21 protein-coding genes are annotated in these 20,779 nt (G+C 52.8%); 12 read left to right on the top strand and 9 right to left on the bottom strand.

The genetic code is table 11. The annotated features are described in order from the left end of the window. Positions 1–152: 152 nt before the first annotated feature. Together RIN69_RS12935 and pabB are read right to left on the bottom strand one after the other, a co-directional pair. Positions 153–728, bottom strand: coding sequence for a CoA pyrophosphatase (locus RIN69_RS12935; RefSeq protein WP_313852259.1), 576 nt, complete (start codon positions 726–728; stop codon positions 153–155). Further along, positions 718–2,088, bottom strand: coding sequence for an aminodeoxychorismate synthase component 1 (gene pabB, locus RIN69_RS12930; RefSeq protein ID WP_313852257.1), 1,371 nt, complete (start codon positions 2,086–2,088; stop codon positions 718–720). The genes RIN69_RS12935 and pabB overlap by 11 nt, the downstream gene beginning before the upstream one ends. Positions 2,089–2,200: 112 nt before the next feature. Between pabB and RIN69_RS12925 the strand changes: the two genes are divergently transcribed. After that, positions 2,201–2,386 (top strand): YoaH family protein, encoded by a 186-nt coding sequence (locus tag RIN69_RS12925; RefSeq protein ID WP_313852255.1) that lies wholly within the window; start codon positions 2,201–2,203, stop codon positions 2,384–2,386. Positions 2,387–2,400: 14 nt separating this feature from the next. Here the strand turns inward: RIN69_RS12925 and RIN69_RS12920 are convergent, their stop codons facing one another. After that, positions 2,401–2,745 (bottom strand): RidA family protein, encoded by a 345-nt coding sequence (locus RIN69_RS12920; protein WP_313852253.1) that lies wholly within the window; start codon positions 2,743–2,745, stop codon positions 2,401–2,403. 142 nt (positions 2,746–2,887) lie between these two features. Here RIN69_RS12920 and RIN69_RS12915 point away from each other — a divergent pair, with 142 nt between their 5' ends. From RIN69_RS12915 to rnd, 5 genes are all read left to right on the top strand, one after another. Next, entirely contained in the window at positions 2,888–4,798 is a 1,911-nt protein-coding gene (locus tag RIN69_RS12915; RefSeq protein WP_313852251.1) for an ATP-dependent DNA helicase, read from the top strand. A 57-nt stretch (positions 4,799–4,855) separates the two neighbouring features. Beyond that, a complete protein-coding gene (gene tsaB, locus RIN69_RS12910) occupies positions 4,856–5,557 on the top strand; it encodes a tRNA (adenosine(37)-N6)-threonylcarbamoyltransferase complex dimerization subunit type 1 TsaB (RefSeq protein ID WP_313852250.1) in 702 nt (233 codons plus the stop codon). Positions 5,558–5,612: 55 nt separating this feature from the next. Next, the gene (locus tag RIN69_RS12905; RefSeq protein WP_313857738.1) at positions 5,613–6,209 is read left to right on the top strand and encodes a Slp family lipoprotein; all 597 of its coding nucleotides are present in this window, start codon (positions 5,613–5,615) and stop codon (positions 6,207–6,209) included. Between the two features lie 222 nt (positions 6,210–6,431). Continuing rightward, positions 6,432–8,117, top strand: coding sequence for a long-chain-fatty-acid--CoA ligase FadD (gene fadD / locus RIN69_RS12900; protein ID WP_313852249.1), 1,686 nt, complete (start codon positions 6,432–6,434; stop codon positions 8,115–8,117). A gap of 114 nt (positions 8,118–8,231) precedes the next feature. Beyond that, positions 8,232–9,353: a ribonuclease D gene (gene rnd, locus RIN69_RS12895; protein ID WP_313852248.1), complete on the top strand. Its 1,122-nt coding sequence runs from the start codon at positions 8,232–8,234 to the stop codon at positions 9,351–9,353. A 62-nt stretch (positions 9,354–9,415) separates the two neighbouring features. Here rnd and minE read toward each other — a convergent pair whose 3' ends face one another. From minE to minC, 3 genes are all read right to left on the bottom strand, one after another. After that, positions 9,416–9,685: a cell division topological specificity factor MinE gene (minE, locus tag RIN69_RS12890; protein WP_052900115.1), complete on the bottom strand. Its 270-nt coding sequence runs from the start codon at positions 9,683–9,685 to the stop codon at positions 9,416–9,418. 3 nt (positions 9,686–9,688) lie between these two features. Then, positions 9,689–10,501, bottom strand: coding sequence for a septum site-determining protein MinD (gene minD, locus RIN69_RS12885; protein WP_052900116.1), 813 nt, complete (start codon positions 10,499–10,501; stop codon positions 9,689–9,691). Positions 10,502–10,621: 120 nt separating this feature from the next. Next, on the bottom strand, positions 10,622–11,323 hold the full coding sequence (gene minC / locus RIN69_RS12880; protein ID WP_313852246.1) for a septum site-determining protein MinC: 702 nt from the start codon (positions 11,321–11,323) through the stop codon (positions 10,622–10,624). A 160-nt stretch (positions 11,324–11,483) separates the two neighbouring features. Here minC and RIN69_RS12875 point away from each other — a divergent pair, with 160 nt between their 5' ends. From RIN69_RS12875 to RIN69_RS12860, 4 genes are all read left to right on the top strand, one after another. Next, positions 11,484–11,753, top strand: a complete 270-nt coding sequence (locus tag RIN69_RS12875; RefSeq protein WP_313852245.1) for a YcgL domain-containing protein — start codon at positions 11,484–11,486, stop codon at positions 11,751–11,753. A 95-nt stretch (positions 11,754–11,848) separates the two neighbouring features. Then, positions 11,849–12,937, top strand: coding sequence for a lytic murein transglycosylase (locus RIN69_RS12870; protein ID WP_313852244.1), 1,089 nt, complete (start codon positions 11,849–11,851; stop codon positions 12,935–12,937). Between the two features lie 66 nt (positions 12,938–13,003). After that, positions 13,004–13,663 (top strand): fumarylacetoacetate hydrolase family protein, encoded by a 660-nt coding sequence (locus RIN69_RS12865; protein ID WP_313857737.1) that lies wholly within the window; start codon positions 13,004–13,006, stop codon positions 13,661–13,663. 62 nt (positions 13,664–13,725) lie between these two features. Then, positions 13,726–14,178 carry a YcgN family cysteine cluster protein gene (locus RIN69_RS12860; protein WP_313852243.1) on the top strand — a complete coding sequence of 151 codons (453 nt, stop codon included), beginning with the start codon at positions 13,726–13,728 and terminating at the stop codon, positions 14,176–14,178. 33 nt (positions 14,179–14,211) lie between these two features. Here RIN69_RS12860 and dsbB read toward each other — a convergent pair whose 3' ends face one another. Beyond that, positions 14,212–14,742, bottom strand: a complete 531-nt coding sequence (gene dsbB, locus RIN69_RS12855; RefSeq protein WP_313852241.1) for a disulfide bond formation protein DsbB — start codon at positions 14,740–14,742, stop codon at positions 14,212–14,214. Positions 14,743–14,864: 122 nt separating this feature from the next. Then, positions 14,865–16,415 (bottom strand): Na(+)/H(+) antiporter NhaB, encoded by a 1,551-nt coding sequence (nhaB, locus tag RIN69_RS12850; protein WP_313852240.1) that lies wholly within the window; start codon positions 16,413–16,415, stop codon positions 14,865–14,867. A gap of 214 nt (positions 16,416–16,629) precedes the next feature. Between nhaB and fadR the strand changes: the two genes are divergently transcribed. Beyond that, positions 16,630–17,349, top strand: a complete 720-nt coding sequence (gene fadR, locus RIN69_RS12845; RefSeq protein WP_313852239.1) for a fatty acid metabolism transcriptional regulator FadR — start codon at positions 16,630–16,632, stop codon at positions 17,347–17,349. A gap of 51 nt (positions 17,350–17,400) precedes the next feature. Here fadR and RIN69_RS12840 read toward each other — a convergent pair whose 3' ends face one another. Continuing rightward, positions 17,401–18,936, bottom strand: coding sequence for a SpoVR family protein (locus RIN69_RS12840; RefSeq protein WP_313852238.1), 1,536 nt, complete (start codon positions 18,934–18,936; stop codon positions 17,401–17,403). A gap of 532 nt (positions 18,937–19,468) precedes the next feature. Here RIN69_RS12840 and RIN69_RS12835 point away from each other — a divergent pair. Continuing rightward, positions 19,469–20,773 carry a D-amino acid dehydrogenase gene (locus RIN69_RS12835; RefSeq protein ID WP_313852236.1) on the top strand — a complete coding sequence of 435 codons (1,305 nt, stop codon included), beginning with the start codon at positions 19,469–19,471 and terminating at the stop codon, positions 20,771–20,773. The last annotated feature ends 6 nt before the right edge of the window (positions 20,774–20,779 follow it).

The following is a 20,779-nucleotide window of genomic DNA, read 5'->3' as shown; positions in this document are numbered from 1 at the left end:
GGCATAGCATAACTGACTTTGTTTGTGCGAGGAATATAAATGAAAAGCCGCCTGATGTAAGTGATTTGGATCGCTTACTGAGGAATTGCCAGTGAAAAATAATGTTTTGTTCGGATATCAGACGATAATTGCTGTGAAATGCATCAGCCGCATCAGGGTTGACCGATCTGCAGGCTGAGCTGGCGGATAATTCCGGCGGTCATGCCCCAGACAAAGTAATCCTCAAACCACGATAACCACACGCGATGCTCAATGCCATGACGGTGGATATCCAGTGGCGTATAGCGGCCAAGACGCAGCGCTTCCTGCAGTGGCATTTCAAACACCGCCGCCACCTCATCTTCACTCGGCTGGTAAGTGATGGTGTCCGGCAGGATGCCGACCACCGGCGTAACCTGAAAGCCAGTACTGCTGGTTACGGCGGGCAGGGTGCCAATCACCTGCACGCTGGCTGGCGTAATCGCCACTTCCTCTTCGGCTTCGCGCAGGGCAGTAAACACCAGTGAGGGATCGCTGTGGTCCATCATGCCGCCGGGAAACGCCACCTGGCCGGCATGTTTACGCAGCGAATCGGCACGACGGGTCAACAACAGTGTCGGCTGCGGGCGGGCGATAATCGGCACCAGCACCGCCGCGCGACGGGTTGGTAGCCCGGCCGGTTGCGTTTCCGGCTGTTGCAGCATAAAGCGGGTGATAAACTGTGGCAGCGTGAGTGATTCAGCCGTCATGCCGTTGATCCCGTAAATAAGGAAGAATGCGGTTCACTTTGTCGTAGGTTTCCTGATATTCCGCCTGCTGATTACTGTCGGCAACGATGCCACCGCCTGCAGAGCAGAACAGCTGTCCCTGTTCGGCAATCAGCGTGCGGATGGTAATACTGGTATCCATACGGCCGCACAGGCTGAGGTAGCCAATACTGCCGCACCAGGCATTACGCCGCTGTGGTTCCAGCTCTTCAATAATTTCCATTGCGCGCACTTTCGGTGCGCCAGTAATCGAGCCGCCGGGGAAGCAGGCGCGCAGCAAATCGCTGGCATTCAGTTCGGGTTTCAGTTGCGCACGAATAGTGCTGACCAGATGATGTACCGCCGGGAACGGTTCAACGACAAATAGCTGCGGCACTTTTACCGTACCGGGTTGTGCTACCCGACCAATATCATTACGCAACAGATCGACAATCATCAGATTTTCCGCGCGATCTTTCGGCGACGCCGCCAGTGTTTCCGCCTGACGGCGATCGGCCTCAGCCTCCGCTAAGCGTGGCAGGGTGCCTTTAATCGGACGGGTTTCAATCTCTCCCTGTTGCAGTTCGAGAAAACGCTCCGGCGACAGGCTAAGAATCGCGCTCTGTTCCAGCCTGAGAAAAGCGCTGAATGGCGCGCGGTTCTGCTGATTCAACAGAGTGAACGCCTGCCATTCATCACCACGATAACTGGCGGTGAAGCGCTGAGCGAGATTTACCTGATAACAATCGCCCGCTTGCAGATACTGCTGTATGCTGTCGAACTTCTCACCGTACTGCGCGGGCGTCATATTCGATTGCCATTCGCTGGTGAGGGTAAAGTCTTCAGTCGGCTGTGCCGTCGGCAACGTCAGCAGCCAGTCGCGTCGGGCCTCATGCTGCTGGTGGGTAATCAGCGTCAGCGTCTGGCGATGATGATCGGCGACAAGCGCCCAGTCATAAAGCCCGACCGCCATATCCGGCGTGGTCAAATCGGCGCTGGCAGTCTGCGGCAGTTGCTCGAAACGTCGCCCAAGATCGTAACCAAACAGCCCCAGTGCGCCTCCCTGAAAAGGAAGGTCGGGATGCTGCACGGTCGGTAGATTCAGCTCATCCAGCGCTTGCTGCAACAGCGTCAGCGGGTCAGCCGCCGACTCGATAAGGATGCCATCCCGCTGCCAGCGCGTGATGTTACCGCGAGTTTGCAGCGTGGCGCAGGGCTCTGCCACCATAATATCGAAACGGTTATCGGCATGCTCGGCGAAGCCGGAACTGAGCAGCATTGCCCAGGGCAGATGTGCCGCGCGTGCAAACAGATTATGCAGAGCGTCGGGCGTATAGTCTAAGGCGTGGTAAACAGGCAGCATCGAATTAAGCAGGTCGTCACATCAGAAAAGTGCAAGCCTGGCATATTTTTGCCTTGCTGGCATCTGTTTGTTAGCCGTGAAATAATTTGCATCTTCATTGTAAGGAGTCACCATGATTACAGGTCTTCCAGCATTATCACATGAACAGCAGCAGCAAGCTGTGGAGCGTATTCAGGAATTGATGTCGCAGGGAATGAGCAGTGGCCAGGCAATTACGCTGGTGGCGCAGGAGATCCGTGAAACCCACACCGGTGGGCATATTACGGCGCGTTTCGAAGACGAGGACGACGAAGAGTAACGCGCCGCGCTGGCTTACATCGCCGCGATAACCTTGATCTCAACTTTATATTTCGGATTCATCAGATTCGCCTGCACCGTGCAGCGTACCGGTGCGTTACCCGGTGACACCCATGCGTCCCACGCACGGTTCATCGCCGGGAAATCTTCCAGGTTCACCAGAAAAATGGTGGCATCCAGAATACGACTTTTATCAGAACCGACACGCGTCAGAAGCGCATCGATCACCGCCAGCGCATTGGCCGTTTGCGCTTCAGCATCCTCATCCAGATTTTCCGGCACGCTGGTGTAATAAACAGTCTGATTATGAATCACTGCTTCGGACATGCGGTGCTCAGGATCAATTCGGGTAATGCTCATTTAGATTTCCTTCTGAAGGGTTTCGGCTGCCAGCCTGCCACAGAAAGCATCCTGCTGTCATCTGTGGTGCAGGGCGATTAAGGTGGAGGAGGATACAAAATACTGACATAATTACAGTGTTTTTCTCCGACAGAGAGGGTATGTGGCAGACGATTTTGCAGCAGATGGCGCACTGGCGCGGGAAATTCCCGGCTTTAAACCGCGTGAAGCGCAGCGACAAATGGCTGAGGCGGTCACCAAAGCCATTGAAAACCGCAGCGAGCTGGTAGTCGAGGCGGGTACCGGCACGGGTAAAACTTTTGCCTATTTGGCTCCGGCACTGCGCTCCGGTAAAAAAGTGATCGTCTCTACCGGCTCGAAGGCGTTGCAGGATCAGCTGTACAGCCGCGACTTGCCGACCGTAGCGCGTGCGCTGAAATTTAAAGGCAGCCTCGCGTTGCTGAAAGGGCGCTCCAACTATCTCTGTCTTGAACGTCTCGAACAGCAGTCTATGGCCGGTGGTGAGCTGGCGGTGCAGGCAATGAGCGATCTGGTTCATCTGCGCGGCTGGTCAAATGAAACCGTGGACGGCGATATCAGTACCTGCGGCGGCGTGGCCGAAGACAGTACCATCTGGCCGCTGGTGACCAGCACTAATGATAACTGCCTCGGCAGTGACTGCCCGCTGTATAAAGATTGCTTTGTGGTGAAAGCGCGCCGTCGCGCGATGGATGCCGATGTGGTGGTGGTTAACCATCATCTTTTTCTCGCCGATATGGTGGTGAAAGAGAGCGGTTTTGCCGAGTTAATCCCCGAAGCCGACGTGATGATCTTCGATGAAGCCCATCAGGTGCCGGATATTGCCAGCCAGTATTTTGGACAGCAGCTCTCCAGCCGTCAGTTAATCGATCTGGCGAAAGATATTACCATTGCCTACCGCACCGAAATCCGCGATGCCCAGCAGTTGCAAAAATCTGCCGATCGGCTGGCGCAGTGTGCGCAGGATTTTCGCCTGGCGCTGGGCGATCCGGGTTTTCGCGGCAACTTACGTGAACTACTCAGTGACAGCCATATTCAGCGGGCGCTGACATTGCTGGATGACGCACTGGAACTCTGTTACGACGTGGCAAAAATGTCGCTGGGTCGCTCGGCGCTACTGGATGCTGCTTTTGAACGTGCTGCGCTGTATCGCAACCGGTTGAAGCGGTTGAAAGACGTGTCGCAGCCGGGCTACAGCTACTGGTATGAGTGTAATTCACGCCACTTTGTTCTGGCGCTGACGCCGCTGTCGGTCTCCGAACGCTTCCGCGAAGTGATGGATGAGCGCCCGGCAGCGTGGATTTTCACCTCAGCGACGCTTTCAGTTAATGAACAGATGAGCCACTTTGTTGAGCGGCTGGGCGTAACGGGTGCAGAGTCGATGATTCTCTCCAGTCCGTTTGATTACGCCAGCCAGGCGCTGCTGTGCGTGCCGCGTAATCTGCCTTCACCGAATCAGCCAGACGGTGCGCGTCAGCTGGCTCGCATGCTGTTACCGCTGATCGAGGCGAATAATGGCCGCTGCTTCTTTCTCTGTACCTCGCACAAAATGATGCGTGAGCTGGCAGAACAGTTTCGCGCGCTGCTGACCCTGCCGGTGCTGTTGCAGGGCGAGACCAGCAAAGGACAGTTGCTGAAACAGTTTGTTGCTGCCGGCAACGCCTTATTGGTTGCCACCAGCAGTTTCTGGGAAGGCGTCGATGTGCGCGGCGATGCGCTGTCACTGGTGATTATTGATAAACTGCCGTTTACCTCGCCTGACGATCCGCTGTTAAAAGCGCGGATGGAAGATTGCAAGGTGCGCGGCGGTGAGCCGTTTGATGATGTGCAGCTGCCGGACGCGGTTATCACCCTGAAACAAGGGGTGGGGCGTCTGATTCGTGATGTTGACGATCGTGGCGTGCTGGTGATTTGCGATAACCGGCTGGTTATGCGCCCCTATGGCGCTGTATTTCTTAACAGCTTGCCGCCGACGCCACGTACCCGCGATATCCAGCAGGCAGTTGATTTCCTTACCTCTGCGTCAGCGCAGTAATTCGCGGTACCTTGTGCTAAGATGCCGCCGAAAATTTTTATCCCGCCTGAGGTTGCTATGTCCACGCGAATTTTAGCCATTGATACCGCCACTGAAGCCTGTTCAGTGGCGCTGTTAAATGATGAAAACATTGATGCCCTGTTTGAACTCTGTCCGCGTGAGCATACGCAACGCATTCTGCCGATGGTGCAGCAGGTGCTGGAAAATAATCAGTTAAGCTTAAGCCAGCTGGATGCGCTGGCTTTTGGCCGTGGACCGGGCAGTTTTACCGGCGTGCGCATTGGCATTGGTATCGCGCAGGGGCTGGGGCTGGGCGCCGATCTTCCGCTGATTGGCGTGTCGACGCTGGCGACCATGGCGCAGGGCGCATGGCGTCAGACCGGTGCTACCCGGGTGCTGGCAGCGATAGACGCGCGGATGGGCGAAGTCTACTGGGCAGAGTACCAGCGCGATGAGCAGGGTAACTGGCTGGGTGAAAGCACTGAAGCGGTGCTGAAGCCGGACGCAGCCATGGCGCGTATGGCACAGCTGGATGGCGAATGGGCCACGGTTGGCACCGGTTGGCAAGCCTGGCCGGAGTTAGCGGCGCAAAGTCCTTTACGCTTAACCGCTACCGCCGTTGAACTGCCCGCCGCGCAAGATATGCTGCCACTGGCGGTGCTGGCGCTGGCCGCAGGCAACACCGTTGCCGCAGAGCATGCCGAGCCAACTTATCTGCGCAACGAAGTGACCTGGAAAAAATTGCCTGGACGTCAGTAACCGGCAACTTTTTTGCCGGCTGAGAGTCTAAAAAACAGTACAGGGAGAGATCATGATGCGTAAACGCTTTTTTGGCCCGGTCAGTGCTTTATTGCTGGCAACTGTTTTACTTTCTGGCTGCGTTTCCATACCCGATTCGGTAAAAGGAAACTCGGCCGTTCCACAGCAAGATTTACTGCGCGTGATGAACGCGCCACAGCTCTTTGTCGGTCAGGAAGCGCGCTTCGGCGGTAAAGTGGTGAACGTCACTAATCTCACCGGTCGCACGCGTTTAGAGATTGCCACTCAGCGACTGGATGACGGCGCGCGGCCTATTCTCGGCTCGGCTTCTGTCGGGCGAATATTTGCCGATGTGAATGGTTTTATCGATCCGGTCGATGTGAATAATCAAATGGTGACGGTCGTCGGGCAGATTACCGGCACTGAAAAAGGGGAAATCGGTAAGGCTTCCTATAACTTTGTGGTAGTGAATGTGAGTGGTTATCAGCGCTGGCATATGACACAACAGGTTATTGTTCCGCCACAGCCGATAGACCCGTGGATCTGGTACGGTCCACCGCGCGGCCGACATGGCGGCTACTGGGGCCCAGGCCCGTGGGGCGGTTTTTACAATCCCGCACCGGCGCAGGTACAAACAATTTTGACAGAGTAATCCTCGCAGTAACATCGTGTTAAAACATTTTGCGGCCCGGTCGCGGTATCCAGCGCCCGGGCTTTTTTATTTAATTTCTCAGGGATTGAGAAATTTAGTGATGTGCTTCGCAACCTCGTCACAGAGAGATCTGCAAACTGGTACGCTGAGTTAAAATATTGTTAACAAGGCGTGCTGGCAGAGGCTGCGATGACAACAAATTATAATTTCCGAGGTGAATCCTTGAAAAAGGTTTGGCTTAACCGTTATCCGGCCGACGTTCCGGCTGAAATAAATTCTGAGCGCTATTCGTCGTTAATTGACCTGTTTGAGCAGGCGGCAAAACGCTATGCCGATCAGCCCGCATTTATCAATATGGGGCAGGCGATGACCTTCCGTAAGCTGGAAGAGCGCAGTCGGGCGTTTGCGGCTTATTTGCAGCAAGGGCTGGGGTTGAAAAAGGGCGACCGGGTGGCACTGATGATGCCAAACCTGTTGCAGTACCCGATAGCGCTGTTTGGCGTGCTGCGCGCCGGAATGATTGTGGTCAACGTCAATCCGCTGTATACCCCGCGCGAGCTTGAGCATCAGTTGAATGACAGTGGTGCCAGCGCCATTGTGCTGGTTTCCAACTTTGCCCATACGCTGGAAAAGGTGGTGGAGAAAACTCAGGTTAAACACGTTATCCTCACCCGACTGGGCGATCAGCTTTCTCCGGCCAAAGCCACTCTGGTTAACTTTGTCGTTAAGTACATTAAGCGGCTGGTGCCAAAATATAACCTGCCGAACGCCGTCTCTTTTCGCAGCGCCATGCATCAGGGCTACCGGTTACAATATGTTAAACCGGACATCATTAATGACGATCTGGCCTTCCTGCAATATACCGGTGGCACCACCGGCGTGGCGAAAGGCGCGATGCTGACCCACCGCAATATGCAGGCCAACCTTGAGCAGACCAAGGCCACGTATGGTTCGTTATTGCAGGACGGTAATGAAAGCGTGGTCACCGCGCTGCCGCTGTATCATATATTCGCGCTGACGGTTAACTGTCTGCTGTTTATCGAACTGGGCGGGTGTAACCTGTTAATTACCAACCCGCGCGATATTCCCGGTCTGGTTAAAGAGCTGGGTAAGTATCCCTTCACCGCCATTACCGGCGTCAACACTCTGTTTAATGCGCTGCTGAATGACAAAGACTTCCAGAAACTGGACTTCTCCTCACTGCGTTTATCGGCCGGTGGCGGTATGTCGGTGCAGAAGGCGGTGGCTGAGCGCTGGGAAAAACTCACCGGGCACTATCTGCTGGAAGGTTACGGACTGACAGAGTGCTCACCGCTGGTGTCGGTTAACCCCTACGACATTACCTGCCATAATGGCAGCATCGGTTTACCGGTGCCCTCTACCGATATCAGACTGGTGGATGATGAGGGTAACGAAGTGCCAGAGGGCGAGCCCGGTGAGCTTTGCATCAAAGGGCCACAGGTAATGCTCGGTTACTGGCAGCATCCCAAAGCCACTGATGAAGTGTTAAAAAATGGATGGCTTCGCAGCGGCGATATTGTTACCGTTGACCATGAAGGCTTCCTGCGGATTGTCGATCGCAAAAAGGATATGATTCTGGTTTCTGGCTTTAACGTCTATCCGAATGAGATCGAAGATGTGCTGATGCAACATCCGAAAGTGCGCGAAGCCGCCGCCATCGGTGTGCCAAGCGATCTGTCCGGCGAAGCGGTAAAAATCTGCGTAGTGAAAAAGGATGATTCACTGAGCAAAGATGAGCTGATTGAGCATTGTCGTCGCTACTTAACCGGATATAAAGTGCCGAAAATTGTCGAATTTCGTGACGAGCTACCGAAAAGCAATGTCGGTAAAATTTTGCGTCGTGAGCTGCGTGACGAAGCGATAAAAGTAGCGAAAGAGAGTCAGTAGCCTGGAGTATTGCTGCTAACAGTTTAAAAAACGCCGGAAATCCCGGCGTTTTTATTGATATCAACACCTGAGTACTGCCTGTTTTCAGTTTGCAGGCGGCGAGAGATAACCACTTTGAATTATTCACTAATTACGACTGATGATGCGCTGGCCGAGGTTTGTCAGGCTGCGCGCCAGTTCCCGGCGCTGGCGCTGGATACCGAATTTGTCCGTACCCGCACTTACTATCCCCGTTTAGGCTTGATCCAGCTGTACGATGGTGAGCGGCTGTCGCTTATCGATCCGCTGGCCATCAGTGACTGGTCGCCGTTTGAAGCGTTGCTGAGTGACGTTAAGGTGATCAAGTTTCTGCACGCTGGTAGCGAAGATCTGGAAGTGTTTCTCAACGAATTCGGCGTGATGCCGCAGCCGATGATTGATACGCAAATCCTCGCGGCGTTTAGCGGCCGCCCGCTATCCTGCGGTTTTGCCACCATTGTGGAGTCTTTTACCGGCATTGCGCTGGACAAAAGCGAGTCGCGAACCGACTGGATTGCTCGTCCGCTGACTGAGCGCCAGTGTGAATATGCCGCTGCCGATGTGTTCTATCTGCTGCCGATTGCCCATAAGTTGGTGGCTGAGACCGAAGCAGCAGGTCAGATGGCTGCTGCGCTGAGTGAATGTCAGCTGCTGTGTCAGCGTCGTAGCGATATTCTGCTGCCGGAAGACGCGTGGCGCGAAATCAGCAATGCCTGGCAGTTGCGCCCACGTCAGCTGGCGGCGCTGCGGCTGATGGCGGCCTGGCGTCTCGATTTGGCGCGTGAGAAGGATATGGCGGTCAACTTTGTGGTGCGTGAAGAGAACTTGTGGAAAGTGGCGCGCTATATGCCGGGTTCGCTGGGCGAGCTGGATCATCTCGGCCTCAATGGTCATGAAATCCGTTTCCACGGTAAAACGCTGGTGGGTTTTGTTGAGCAGGCCAACGCGCTACCGGAAGATCAGCTGCCAGAGCCGCTGAGCAATATTATTGAGCACCCGGACTATAAAAGGGCGTTTAAGGCGTTGAAAGCACTGGTACAGGAAGCGAGTGAGCGCTCAGGATTGAGTCAGGAGCTGCTGGCGTCACGTCGTCAGATCAATCAGCTGTTAAGCTGGCACTGGCGTATCAAACCACGTGAGCGTTTACCGGAGCTGTTAGCCGGCTGGCGTGGTGAACTGATGGAAAAAGAGATAAACCAACTGTTGGCGCAGTACTAAACCGCCACGCTGAAAACATTTCCCCTGCAACAGCGCAGGGGAAACTTAACGGTAATGAAGAATCATTTCGTGGTTTCTTCCACTTCTGGCAGCGTAACGTTCAGCTCCAGAATCGAAATGTCATCTCCTTTTTGATCCAGCTGTACGGTTACCATCTCTGGATCTATTTTTACATACTTGCAGATCACTTCCAGTATGTCGCGCTTCAACTGCGGAAGATAGTGGGGCTCACTATCGCCCCTTCTACGTTCTGCCACGATGATTTGCAGCCGTTCCTTGGCTATATTAGCTGTGCTCTTTTTACGGGATAAAAAGAAATCGAGTAAGGCCATGGTTTATCCCCCGAACAGGCGTTTCAGGAAACCCTTCTTCTCTTCTTCAATGAAGCGGAAGGGGCGTTCTTCGCCGAGTAAACGATCAACGGTATCGGCATAGGCTTTGCCAGCATCGGACTCGCTATCAAGAATTACCGGCTCGCCCTGGTTGGACGCGCGCAGTACTGATTGATCTTCCGGAATTACGCCAGCCAGTGGAATGCGCAGAATCTCCAGCACATCTTCCATGCTCAACATGTCGCCACGGTTTACGCGGCCCGGGTTGTAGCGGGTTAGCAGCAGATGTTCTTTGATCGGATCCTGACCATTTTCTGCGCGGCGTGATTTTGAGGCGATAATGCCTAAAATACGGTCGGAGTCACGTACTGAAGAGACTTCCGGGTTTGTGGTAATGATCGCTTCATCAGCGAAGTACAGTGCCATCAGCGCACCGGTTTCAATACCTGCCGGTGAGTCACAGACCACAAAATCAAACTCCATCGTGCCCAAATCGTTCAGCACTTTTTCCACGCCTTCGCGCGTCAGAGCGTCTTTATCACGGGTCTGAGAAGCCGGAAGAATAAACAGGTTCTCGGTGCGCTTATCTTTAATCAACGCCTGGTTCAGCGTGGCATCACCCTGAATGACGTTGACGAAATCATATACTACACGGCGCTCGCAACCCATAATCAGGTCAAGGTTACGCAGACCGATATCGAAATCGATCACCACCGTTTTTTTGCCTTTCTGCGCCAGGCCTGTAGCGATGGCTGCGCTTGACGTGGTCTTACCAACGCCCCCTTTACCCGATGTAACTACAATAATGCGTGCCATATTGATTAATTCCTTAAAAAAGGGGCTGTGGCTATTCCAACAGGCTATTTTACTGGTCATGCAGCGGCAGGCATTAGCCCGCCAACATTATGTGCGAATGACGCTGTAAATCAGGCCCGACTAATTCAATGTCTGAATGGTCAACGCGCCATCTTTCAGGCTCAGGCGCGAAGCTTTTCCAAAAAACTCAGCAGGAATCTGGTCCATAATCCAGTATTCACCAGCAATCGACACCAATTCAGCTGACAGGTTAGTACAAAAAATCTGGCAATCACGATCGCCACTGGCTCCGGCAAGCGCACGACCACGCATCATACCGTAGATATGAATATTGCCATCAGCAACCAGTTCGGCACCGGCGCTGACGCTGTTGGTGACGATCAGGTCAGCGTTACGTGCATAAATCTGCTGGCCGGAGCGCACCGGCGTATTGACCACGCGCGTTTTCAGCACCGTACTTTCAGCGGGCGTAGCGGCTTCAATTACCGCAGCAGGCTCCGCCGGACGTTTCTGCTCTTTACCTTCGGCCAGCACCGGCAGACCCGCACGGGCAATCATTCGTTTCAGGTTTTCATCTTTGCAACCACTGACACCAACGATTCGTAAACCGGTTGAGATCACCGCTTGCTGCATCTGTTTCCAGTTAACATCACCAGACAGGGTCGCGACATTGAGAACCACTGGCGCGTTTTTCAGGAAGGCGGGAGCCTGGTCAATTTTGTCCTGAAGCGCCTGGCGAACCACCTCGGGTTGAGAGTGGTGTAAGTGAACTACAGACAGCGTAAAACTACTGCCTTTTAACTCGATTGGCGTTTGCGACATCTGTGCTGACTCAGTCCTGTTATGTCTGTACCCGACTCAATTATGCTTAATTTTGCAATTGGCTAATCATGTCGACACATTATTCCGAAGTACTGCAAGCATGTTATAGTTACTGCTATATTCAGGCAAGTGACCATCCCGGTTAATTCGAGTAAAAAATATGTTTTGTGTGATCTACAGAAGCCCGCAGCGCGACCAGACTTATCTGTACGTTGAAAAAAAAGACGATTTCTCCCGCGTTCCTGAAGAGCTGTTGAAAGGTTTTGGTAAACCACAGCTTTCCATGCTGCTGCCGCTTGACGGCAGTAAAAAACTGGTTAATGCCGATCTGACCAAAGTGAAGGCGGCACTGGAAGAGCAGGGCTATTATTTGCAGCTGCCCCCGCCACTGGAAAGTCTGCTTAAGATGCATCTGGAAAATAGTAATTAAGCGGAATTAAGAATCATCTGTAAATATCTCCGTCGCATTCCTTAAATTGAGGTTTAAATTGCGGCGGATAAACCCGATAAATAAAGGATGCCCGCATGAAGCTGACAGCCATGAGTGCGCTAACCCTGTCGATTTTACTCAGCGGATGTGCCAGTAATAACAGCGCCGCAACGACTCCTGCTGCATCGCAGCCTGCTCCTGCTGCCGCCTCCGCGCAAAACGGTGGATTTCTGAATCCGGGAAACGGCAAAACCACACTGGCCACCGAAGGGCGCAATCCCGCTGAGTTTCCTGCTTATGTGGAACAGCTGAAGGCGAAGGCGCGTGCGCAGGGCATCAGCGACAGTACACTGCAAAGCGCCTTTACCGACGTGCACTTTGTTGATCGGGTTATTCAGTCAGACCGTAATCAATTAGAAAAGAAAGTGACGCTGGATGATTATCTTGCGCGGACATTACCGGCTTGGAAAATTAAGCAGGCGAAGGAAAACTTTCAGCGCTACCAGCAAGATTTAGCGCCAATCAGCAAGAAATATGGCGTACCGGCGCAATATATTGTCGCGCTATGGGCGATGGAGAGTAGTTTTGGCAAAATCCAGGGTAAGGAAGATGTGATTTCCGCGCTGGCGACGCTGGCTTTTGAAGGCCGGCGTGAAGCTTTCTTCACTAAAGAACTGATTGCGGCGCTGAATATCATTCAGCAGCAGCATATCGCCGCCAGTGAGATGAAAGGTTCCTGGGCCGGAGCCATGGGGCAGAATCAGTTTATGCCAAGTTCTTTCCTGCGTTACGGCGCTGACGGCGACGGCGATGGCAAAATCGACATCTGGAACAATACCGACGATGTGTTTGCTTCAACCGCTAATTATCTGGCGCAAGAGGGCTGGCGCGCTGGCGAAGGTTGGGGGCGCGAAGTGGTGCTGCCGGTTGATTTTGTGCAAGAGCAGGCGGGCCTGAAACAGCAGCAGGCGAAAAGCGTCGGCGAGTGGCAAAAGCTGGGGATACGCATGACGAACAGCGTATCGCTGCCGGACACCTCGCAGCGCGCCTGGATCATTCTTCCCGATGATATGGAAGGGCGGGCATTTATGGTTTATGACAATTTCCGCACCATCATGCACTGGAATCGCTCTTATTATTTCGCTATCAGCATCGGTAAAATGGCTGACGCGATCGCAGAGTAAGCTATGACAGGACTAACGCCGGCAGTCAGGCTGGCGTTGCCAATCACTCACAAGCAGGGGAAAAGCATGTATCAGCATCGTAACTGGCAAGGCGCACTGTTAGATTTTCCGGTCAGCAAAGTGGTTTGTGTCGGCAGTAATTATGCCAAACACATTAAAGAGATGGGCAGCGCGACGCCGACCGAGCCGGTAATTTTTATTAAACCTGAAACGGCAATATGCGATCTGCGCCAGCCTATTGCCATCCCGCAAGAGTTTGGTTCAGTCCATCACGAAATTGAGCTGGCGGTTTTGATTGGCTCCACGCTGAAACACGCCTCGGAAGAGCATGTGGCAAAAGCGATTGCCGGTTACGGTATCGCCCTCGACCTGACATTGCGAGATGTACAGTCTGAGCTGAAAAAAGCCGGTCAGCCGTGGGAAAAAGCCAAAGGCTTTGATAACTCCTGCCCGCTGTCCGGTTTTATCGCCGCCAGCGAGTTTGCTGCTGATCCACAGAATACCGAGCTGAAACTGCTGGTGAACGGAGAAGTCCGGCAGCACGGCAGCACCTCTGATATGATCACTAAAATTCTGCCGCTGATTGCCTATATGAGCCGCTACTTTACCCTGCGCGCCGGCGATGTGGTGATCACCGGCACCCCGGAAGGCGTTGGCCCGATGGCTTCGGGTGATAAGCTTGAGCTGTCGCTTGGTGGGCACGGTATTGCGACGCGGGTGCTGTAACAGTTGCATCTGCCGCCTGAACCCTTTATAAGGTGCGGGTTTTCACTAATCAGGACACAACGATGACAGAGACTCAAATCCCTTTCTGGCAACAGAAGTCGCTGGAGCAAATGACCGATGAGGAATGGGAATCCTTATGTGATGGTTGTGGCCAGTGTTGTCTGAATAAGTTGCAGGATGAAGATACCGATGAAATTTATTTCACCAATGTCGCCTGCGATCAACTCAATATTAAGACCTGCCGCTGTCGCAATTATGAGCGCCGCTTCGAATTTGAAGAGGACTGCATCAAGCTGACCCGTGACAATCTGCCGACCTTCTCCTGGTTACCGCCAAGCTGTGCTTACCGTTTGCTGGCCGAGGGAAAGGGATTACCCGTGTGGCATCCACTGCGCAGCGGATCTAAAGCGGCAATGCATGCTGAACGTATTTCAGTGCGGCATATTGCGGTGCGCGAAAGTGAAGTGGTGGACTGGGAAGATCACATCATGAATCGCCCGAGCTGGGCAAAATAGTTAACGGGCCGTCAGGCCCGTTTTGCTGTCTGTTTAGCGTGAGAACAGGTCGCGGCGCTTAGGTTTAAACGGCTGGGCAATCAGCACCAGAACGCCAACCGCCAGATATGCGGCAAACAATACCAACATCCATTGCGGCATGCTGAAAGTCAGAAAAGACCATGACTTTTCCATGCAGTCGCCGCTGGCAACAAACACCGAGGGCAGCCATTTATCCAGTGGCAGCCAGGTTGGGAAACGTGCAGCAAAGTCACAGGTGACAAAGGGACTCGGGTGTAGCTGAATCATAGTGTGCTCGTAAGAGAGGCGTACACCTTCCCATGCGCTGTAGATCCACAGGGCAATCCCGGCAAAGCGCAACGGGCTCTTGGGGGCAATTGCGCCAAGGATCCCTGCGGCTATCACCCCTAATAAAGCAAAACGCTGATAAATACACATCACACAGGGTTTCAGCCCCATGCCATACTGGAAGTAGAGCGCTACCATTTCCAGTGCGAAAGCGGTAAAAGCCAATAGTAACCAGGCACCACGTCCTCTGGAGCATTGATTTAAAAATCGCAACATAGTCTTTCCATGCAATAAACCTTGATAGCGCAGTGTAAACCAAAAGCGATGCGCTGCCAGCCTCGACAGCGAAAAATTAATCGGATAACTGACTTAAAATAAACAATTATTAACTAATGCTTTCACAACCCGGCAGAATTGATCCAGCCGTGTTGCAATAACCAGCCGGTCATCGGTTGCAGGGTAAATTCAATACACAGCAGTCCCACCACCGACAGCACCACGGTGAACGGCAGTGCCATCCACACCATACGGCCATAAGACAAGCGAATCAGAGGCGCCAGCGCTGAGGTGAGCAGAAAAAGAAACGCCGCCTGACCATTAGGGGTGGCGACCGACGGCAGGTTAGTACCGGTATTGGTGGCGACGGCTAACAGCTCGAATTGCTGCACCCCGATCGCTCCGCTGGTTAAGGCATTTTTCGCTTCATTGATATACACCGAGCCAACAAAGACGTTATCGGAGATGGAAGAGAGCAGGCCGTTGAAAACGTAGAACCACGTCAGTTGTGAACCGGGTTCAGCTTGCAGTACAAAATGGATGAGAGGGCTGAAGAGCTGCTGTTCAACAATCACCGCGACGATGGCGAAGAATACCGCCAGCAGCGCGGTAAACGGCAGTGCTTCAGTAAAGGCTTTACCAATCACGTGTTCATCCGTGACGCCGCACAGCGAGCTGGCGAGGATAATCACCGACAGGCCAATTAATCCGACTTCTGCCAGATGGAAAGCCAGTGCGATGATTAACCAGATACCAATAGCAGCCTGCACCCACAGGCGTACGCTTTCCTGACGGGTGCGTTTTGCCGCCGACTGGCGATCGTAATCTTGCAGGATTTCACGCACTTTCCCCGGCAACGGTTCGCCATAGCCAAAGATTTTAAAACGTTCAACCACTACGCTGGTGATAATACCGCATATCAGCACTGGCACGGTGACCGGCGCCATGCGCAAAAAGAATTCGCTGAAGTTCCAGCCGGCAGCTTTGGCTATGATCAGATTTTGCGGCTCGCCGACCATGGTCATTACTCCACCCAGTGCGGTGCCGACGCCAGTCTGCATCATCAGGCTGCGCAGGAAAGCACGAAACTTTTCCAGCATCAGCCGTTGATCGGCGTCTTCAATATCGCTGTCATCATGGTTCAGCTGATCGCTGCCATTCGACACTACACGATGATAAATGCCGTAAAAACCCATCGCCACGCTGATAACCACCGCCACTACCGTCAGGGCATCAAGAAACGCAGAGAGAAAAGCGGCGGCGAGGCAAAATGCCAGCCCGATGCGCACTTTCGACTGGATGTTCAGCAACATTTTGGTAAACAGCGTCAGCAGCAGCTGCTTCATAAACCAGATACCCGCCACCATAAAGATCAGCAGCAGCAGCACTTCAAGATTCGCCGCCAGCTCGGCTTTTACCTGTTCGGGGCTGGCCATGCCAATAGCAATTGCTTCCAGCGCCAGCAGGCCGCCGGGCAACAGCGGATAGCATTTAAGCGCCATCGCCAGGGTGAAAATAAACTCTGCCACCAGCAGCCAGCCTGCCAGGAAGGGGCTAATAAAAAAGAACAGCAGTGGATTAATAATCAAAAAAGCCAGCAGTGTCAGTTTGTACCACTCTGGCGATTGCCCAAGAAAGTTGCGAGTCATCGCGCGCGTGACAGAGATATCCATCGTTAACCGTATCCTCGTTTTTATTATGCAGTCGCAATGTAAGGAAGGGTAAAGCGCATCCTGCACGCAGGCAATATGATTATGCTACAGATAATTTTCCGAATTTCTCACCGCGATCGCTTTTTACCGTCTTGTCAGGCTATGTCATGCCTGGGGGCTCTGGTATGATGAGCTGAATTTTTTGCAGTATATGAGAGCCACGAGAACAAACGCTATGGTCATTAAGGCGCAAAGCCCAGCGGGTTTCGCTGAAGAGTATATTATTGAGAGCATCTGGAATAGCCGTTTTCCACCTGGTTCCATTTTACCCGCAGAACGCGAGCTTTCTGAATTAATTGGCGTCACTCGCACCACGTTGCGCGAAGTGTTGCAGCGCCTTGCGCGAGACGGCTGGTTAACCATTCAGCATGGTAAACCGACGCGGGTGAATAATTTCTGGGAAACATCCGGGCTGAATATCCTCGAAACGCTGGCACGTCTCGATCATGATAGCGTCCCGCAGCTGATTGATAATCTTCTGTCAGTGCGCACCAATATTTCCTCAATCTTTATTCGCCGTGCGATTCGTCATCATGCGGAAAAAGCGCAGGAAGTGCTGGAAACGGCTAATCACGTCGAAGACCATGCCGAGGCTTATACCGAGCTGGATTACAATATATTCCGCGGGCTGGCATTCGCTTCCGGCAATCCGATTTATGGTCTGATTCTTAACGGGCTGAAAGGGCTGTATACCCGCGTTGGGCGTTATTACTTCTCAAATCCTGAAGCACGCAAGCTGGCGCAGAACTTTTACCAGCAACTGATGACTATTAGTCAGAATCAGCAGTTTGATGCGATTGTTGATGCGGTACGTGACTATGGCCGTCAAAGTGGTGATATCTGGCACAGCATGCAGAAAGCCATGCCTGCCGATCTGGCGCATCAGCGTCGATAATATTCCCGCGCTAATACCGGCGGCGTTGTCGCAGCCGGTATTAACGACCCTTTATAACGACGAAGGTCGCGGCGGGCAGCGGTCGAGGATCTCGGTGCTGCCATCCTCATTCTGCTGTTCAAGATGCACGTCGAAGCCCCACAGCCGGTGCACATGCTTCAGCACATCGCGGCGGCTTTTATCCAGCGGCGCGCGATCCTGCGGCACATAGCGTAACGTCAATGAGCGGTCACCGCGCAGGTCGACATTATAGACCTGAATATTGGGTTCCAGATTGCTCAGATTATATTGAGCGGAAAGCTGCTGGCGAATGGCGCGATAACCGGCTTCGTCATGAATTGCCGCAATCTCCAGATAGTTATTGCGATCGTCATCCAGCACCGTAAACAGCCGAAAATCGCGCATCACCTTCGGTGAAAGAAACTGGCTGATAAAGCTCTCGTCCTTAAATTCACGCATGGCAAAATGCAACGTTTCCAGCCAGTCTTTTCCGGCGATATCCGGGAACCAGTAGCGATCTTCTTCCGTGGGTGACTGACAGATACGTTTAATATCCTGGAACATAGCAAAGCCGAGCGCATACGGATTGATTCCGCTGTACCACTGGCTGTTATACGGCGGCTGATAAACCACGTTAGTATGGCTGTGCAGAAATTCCAGCATAAAGCGTTCGGAAACTTTACCTTCGTCGTACAGATGATTCAGTATGGTGTAGTGCCAGAACGTGGCCCATCCCTCGTTCATCACCTGGGTCTGCTTCTGCGGATAAAAGTACTGGCTGACCTTGCGCACGATACGCAGCACTTCACGCTGCCATGACTCCAGCAAGGGCGCATTCTTTTCCATAAAGTACAGCAGGTTTTCCTGCGGCTCAGAAGGGTAGCGCGCGGCCTCGGTATGGACTTCCTCTTTCTCACGACGCGGCAGCGTACGCCACAGCGTATTCACCTGACTCTGCAGATACTCTTCACGACTTTTCTGACGCGCTTTCTCTTCCTGTAGCGAAATTTTTTGTGGGCGTTTATAGCGATCCACACCGTAATTCATCAGTGCGTGACAGGAGTCGAGCAGCCGCTCGACCTCTTCAACGCCGTAGCGTTCTTCACATTTGGCAATATAGGTACGGGCAAACAGCAGATAATCGACAATCGAGCTGGCATCGGTCCAGCTGCGAAACAGATAGTTATTCTTGAAAAAAGAGTTATGACCATAACAGGCATGCGCCATCACCAGCGCCTGCATGGTAATGGTGTTCTCTTCCATCAGATAGGCGATACAGGGGTTGGAGTTGATCACAATTTCATACGCCAGACCCTGCTGACCATGTTTGTAGCGCTGCTCGGTTTCAATAAACTTTTTACCGAACGACCAGTGTGCATAGTTAATCGGCATGCCAACACTGGAGTAAGCGTCCATCATCTGTTCGGACGTGATAACTTCAATCTGGTGCGGATAGGTGTCCAGCCGGTAGAGTTTTGCTACCCGATCGATCTCTGCCAGGTAGACATCAAGCAGTTCAAAGGTCCAGTCGGGTCCGTCACTGATTCTTTTGTTGTGCCTGATAGCATCGTCAAAAATAGTCGTCATAGCGCACCCCTCTTATGAGAATTGGCTTCCAGTCTCAACCTGCTGCTGAGGCTAAAATAACCATTCATAGTGACCTGAGTTTTCTCTGTTTTTCTTCCGACAAAGAAACCCCGAAAATCTGAGCGAATACTTCAATGATAGTTCACTGTCTCCCATCCGAAACAGGAAAACAAATGAAATATTTGGCAGAAAATAGAGTCGGTCAGTGAAAAGAACATTCAAATATTGAAAGATGCGAATATGGTTAATATTTTTAGAATAATATTCTGTTTATAAGATTTTTGTATCATCGATTTTTTTTCTGCTGACAGATGTCGAAAAACTCAATATCAGCATAACTTGCTACTGCAAAGGGGCAGAAACTGAGATTTTATTCCGAATTTTGCTGCGTTAGTGTTTTTTGCTTACCACTCAGGTAAAAAAGATGTGAAATAGTTCACCGCGTTGGCTGCTGATTTTCGTTAGTATCATCATCTGAAGCCAGGCTGTATAAACAGTATATTATTCTTTTACTAACTGCCGTGGAGTGGTTATGCGAGTTGTCATTCTTGGAAGTGGGGTGGTTGGAGTAGCCAGTGCCTGGTATCTGGCGCAGGCGGGCCATCAGGTGACGGTTATCGATCGCCAGCCCGGACCGGCACTGGAAACCAGCGCCGCTAACGCCGGCCAGATTTCTCCGGGTTATGCTGCCCCCTGGGCAGCGCCGGGCGTGCCGCTAAAAGCGGTGAAGTGGATGTTTCAGCGCCATGCGCCGCTGGCAATCCGTCTTGACGGCAGCAGCTTCCAGCTGCAGTGGATGTGGCAAATGTTGCGTAACTGCGATATGCGTCACTATCAGCAGAACAAAAGCCGCATGGTGCGGATTGCGGAGTACAGCCGTGACTGCCTGAAGCTGCTGCGCGAGCAGACCGGAATCGCCTATGAAGGGCGTCAGGGCGGTACGCTACAGCTGTTCCGTACCGAGCAGCAATACCAGAGCGCAGAGAAAGATATTGCCGTATTGCAGCAGGCTGGCGTGCCTTATCAACTGCTGGAAGCCAGCCAGCTGGCAACGGTAGAACCGGCACTGGCGGCGACCAGTCATAAACTGACCGGTGGTTTACGTTTGCCAAATGATGAAACCGGCGACTGCCAGCTCTTTACCCGGCGGCTGGCAGAAATGGCTGCCGCCGCAGGCGTCACTTTCCGTTTTGATACGCCGGTTGATCACCTGCTGCGTGATGGCCATGCAATTTATGGCGTTAAATGCGGTGATGAAGTGATCAAGGCCGATGCTTATGTGGTGGCATTCGGCTCCTATTCCACCGCGCTGCTGCATAATATTCTCGATATTCCGGTGTATCCGTTAAAAGGCTATTCGCTGACCATTCCCGTCAAAGATGAAGCGTGCGCACCGGTTTCAACCGTGCTGGACGAGAGCTACAAAGTGGCAATCACCCGTTTTGATCAGCGGATACGCGTCGGTGGCATGGCAGAAATTGTCGGCTACAACAATCAGTTGCTGCCGGCTCGCCGTGAGACGCTGGAAATGGTCGTCCGCGATCTTTATCCGCAGGGCGGCCATATTGAACAGGCCACCTTCTGGAGCGGGCTGCGCCCGATGACCCCAGACGGAACGCCAATCGTCGGGCGGACGCCGCTAAAAAATCTTTTCCTGAATACCGGTCACGGAACGCTCGGATGGACCATGGCGTGCGGATCCGGTCAGCTGCTTTCTGATATCATTTCCGGTAACACCCCGGATATCGCTGCCGACGATTTGTCAGTAATGCGCTATCTGCCGGGATTTACCCCATCAGCCAGCACACCATTACAAAGCGCTAACGTTTCGCGTTAAGGGTTA

Source organism: Winslowiella toletana, from assembly GCF_032164335.1.
Taxonomy (GTDB): domain Bacteria; phylum Pseudomonadota; class Gammaproteobacteria; order Enterobacterales; family Enterobacteriaceae; genus Erwinia; species Erwinia toletana_A.
This window is presented reverse-complemented; position numbering and strand designations above follow the sequence as displayed.

Bases quoted from the DNA above. Each gene is read 5' to 3' on its own strand.
- RIN69_RS12935 (WP_313852259.1), bottom strand. From the start codon at position 728: ATGACGGCTGAATCACTCACGCTGCCACAGTTTATCACCCGCTTTATG.
- pabB (WP_313852257.1), bottom strand. From the start codon at position 2,088: ATGCTGCCTGTTTACCACGCCTTAGACTATACGCCCGACGCTCTGCAT.
- RIN69_RS12925 (WP_313852255.1), top strand. From the start codon at position 2,201: ATGATTACAGGTCTTCCAGCATTATCACATGAACAGCAGCAGCAAGCT.
- RIN69_RS12920 (WP_313852253.1), bottom strand. From the start codon at position 2,745: ATGAGCATTACCCGAATTGATCCTGAGCACCGCATGTCCGAAGCAGTG.
- tsaB (WP_313852250.1), top strand. From the start codon at position 4,856: ATGTCCACGCGAATTTTAGCCATTGATACCGCCACTGAAGCCTGTTCA.
- RIN69_RS12905 (WP_313857738.1), top strand. From the start codon at position 5,613: ATGCGTAAACGCTTTTTTGGCCCGGTCAGTGCTTTATTGCTGGCAACT.
- minE (WP_052900115.1), bottom strand. From the start codon at position 9,685: ATGGCCTTACTCGATTTCTTTTTATCCCGTAAAAAGAGCACAGCTAAT.
- minD (WP_052900116.1), bottom strand. From the start codon at position 10,501: ATGGCACGCATTATTGTAGTTACATCGGGTAAAGGGGGCGTTGGTAAG.
- minC (WP_313852246.1), bottom strand. From the start codon at position 11,323: ATGTCGCAAACGCCAATCGAGTTAAAAGGCAGTAGTTTTACGCTGTCT.
- RIN69_RS12875 (WP_313852245.1), top strand. From the start codon at position 11,484: ATGTTTTGTGTGATCTACAGAAGCCCGCAGCGCGACCAGACTTATCTG.
- RIN69_RS12870 (WP_313852244.1), top strand. From the start codon at position 11,849: ATGAAGCTGACAGCCATGAGTGCGCTAACCCTGTCGATTTTACTCAGC.
- RIN69_RS12865 (WP_313857737.1), top strand. From the start codon at position 13,004: ATGTATCAGCATCGTAACTGGCAAGGCGCACTGTTAGATTTTCCGGTC.
- RIN69_RS12860 (WP_313852243.1), top strand. From the start codon at position 13,726: ATGACAGAGACTCAAATCCCTTTCTGGCAACAGAAGTCGCTGGAGCAA.
- dsbB (WP_313852241.1), bottom strand. From the start codon at position 14,742: ATGTTGCGATTTTTAAATCAATGCTCCAGAGGACGTGGTGCCTGGTTA.
- nhaB (WP_313852240.1), bottom strand. From the start codon at position 16,415: ATGGATATCTCTGTCACGCGCGCGATGACTCGCAACTTTCTTGGGCAA.
- fadR (WP_313852239.1), top strand. From the start codon at position 16,630: ATGGTCATTAAGGCGCAAAGCCCAGCGGGTTTCGCTGAAGAGTATATT.
- RIN69_RS12840 (WP_313852238.1), bottom strand. From the start codon at position 18,936: ATGACGACTATTTTTGACGATGCTATCAGGCACAACAAAAGAATCAGT.
- RIN69_RS12835 (WP_313852236.1), top strand. From the start codon at position 19,469: ATGCGAGTTGTCATTCTTGGAAGTGGGGTGGTTGGAGTAGCCAGTGCC.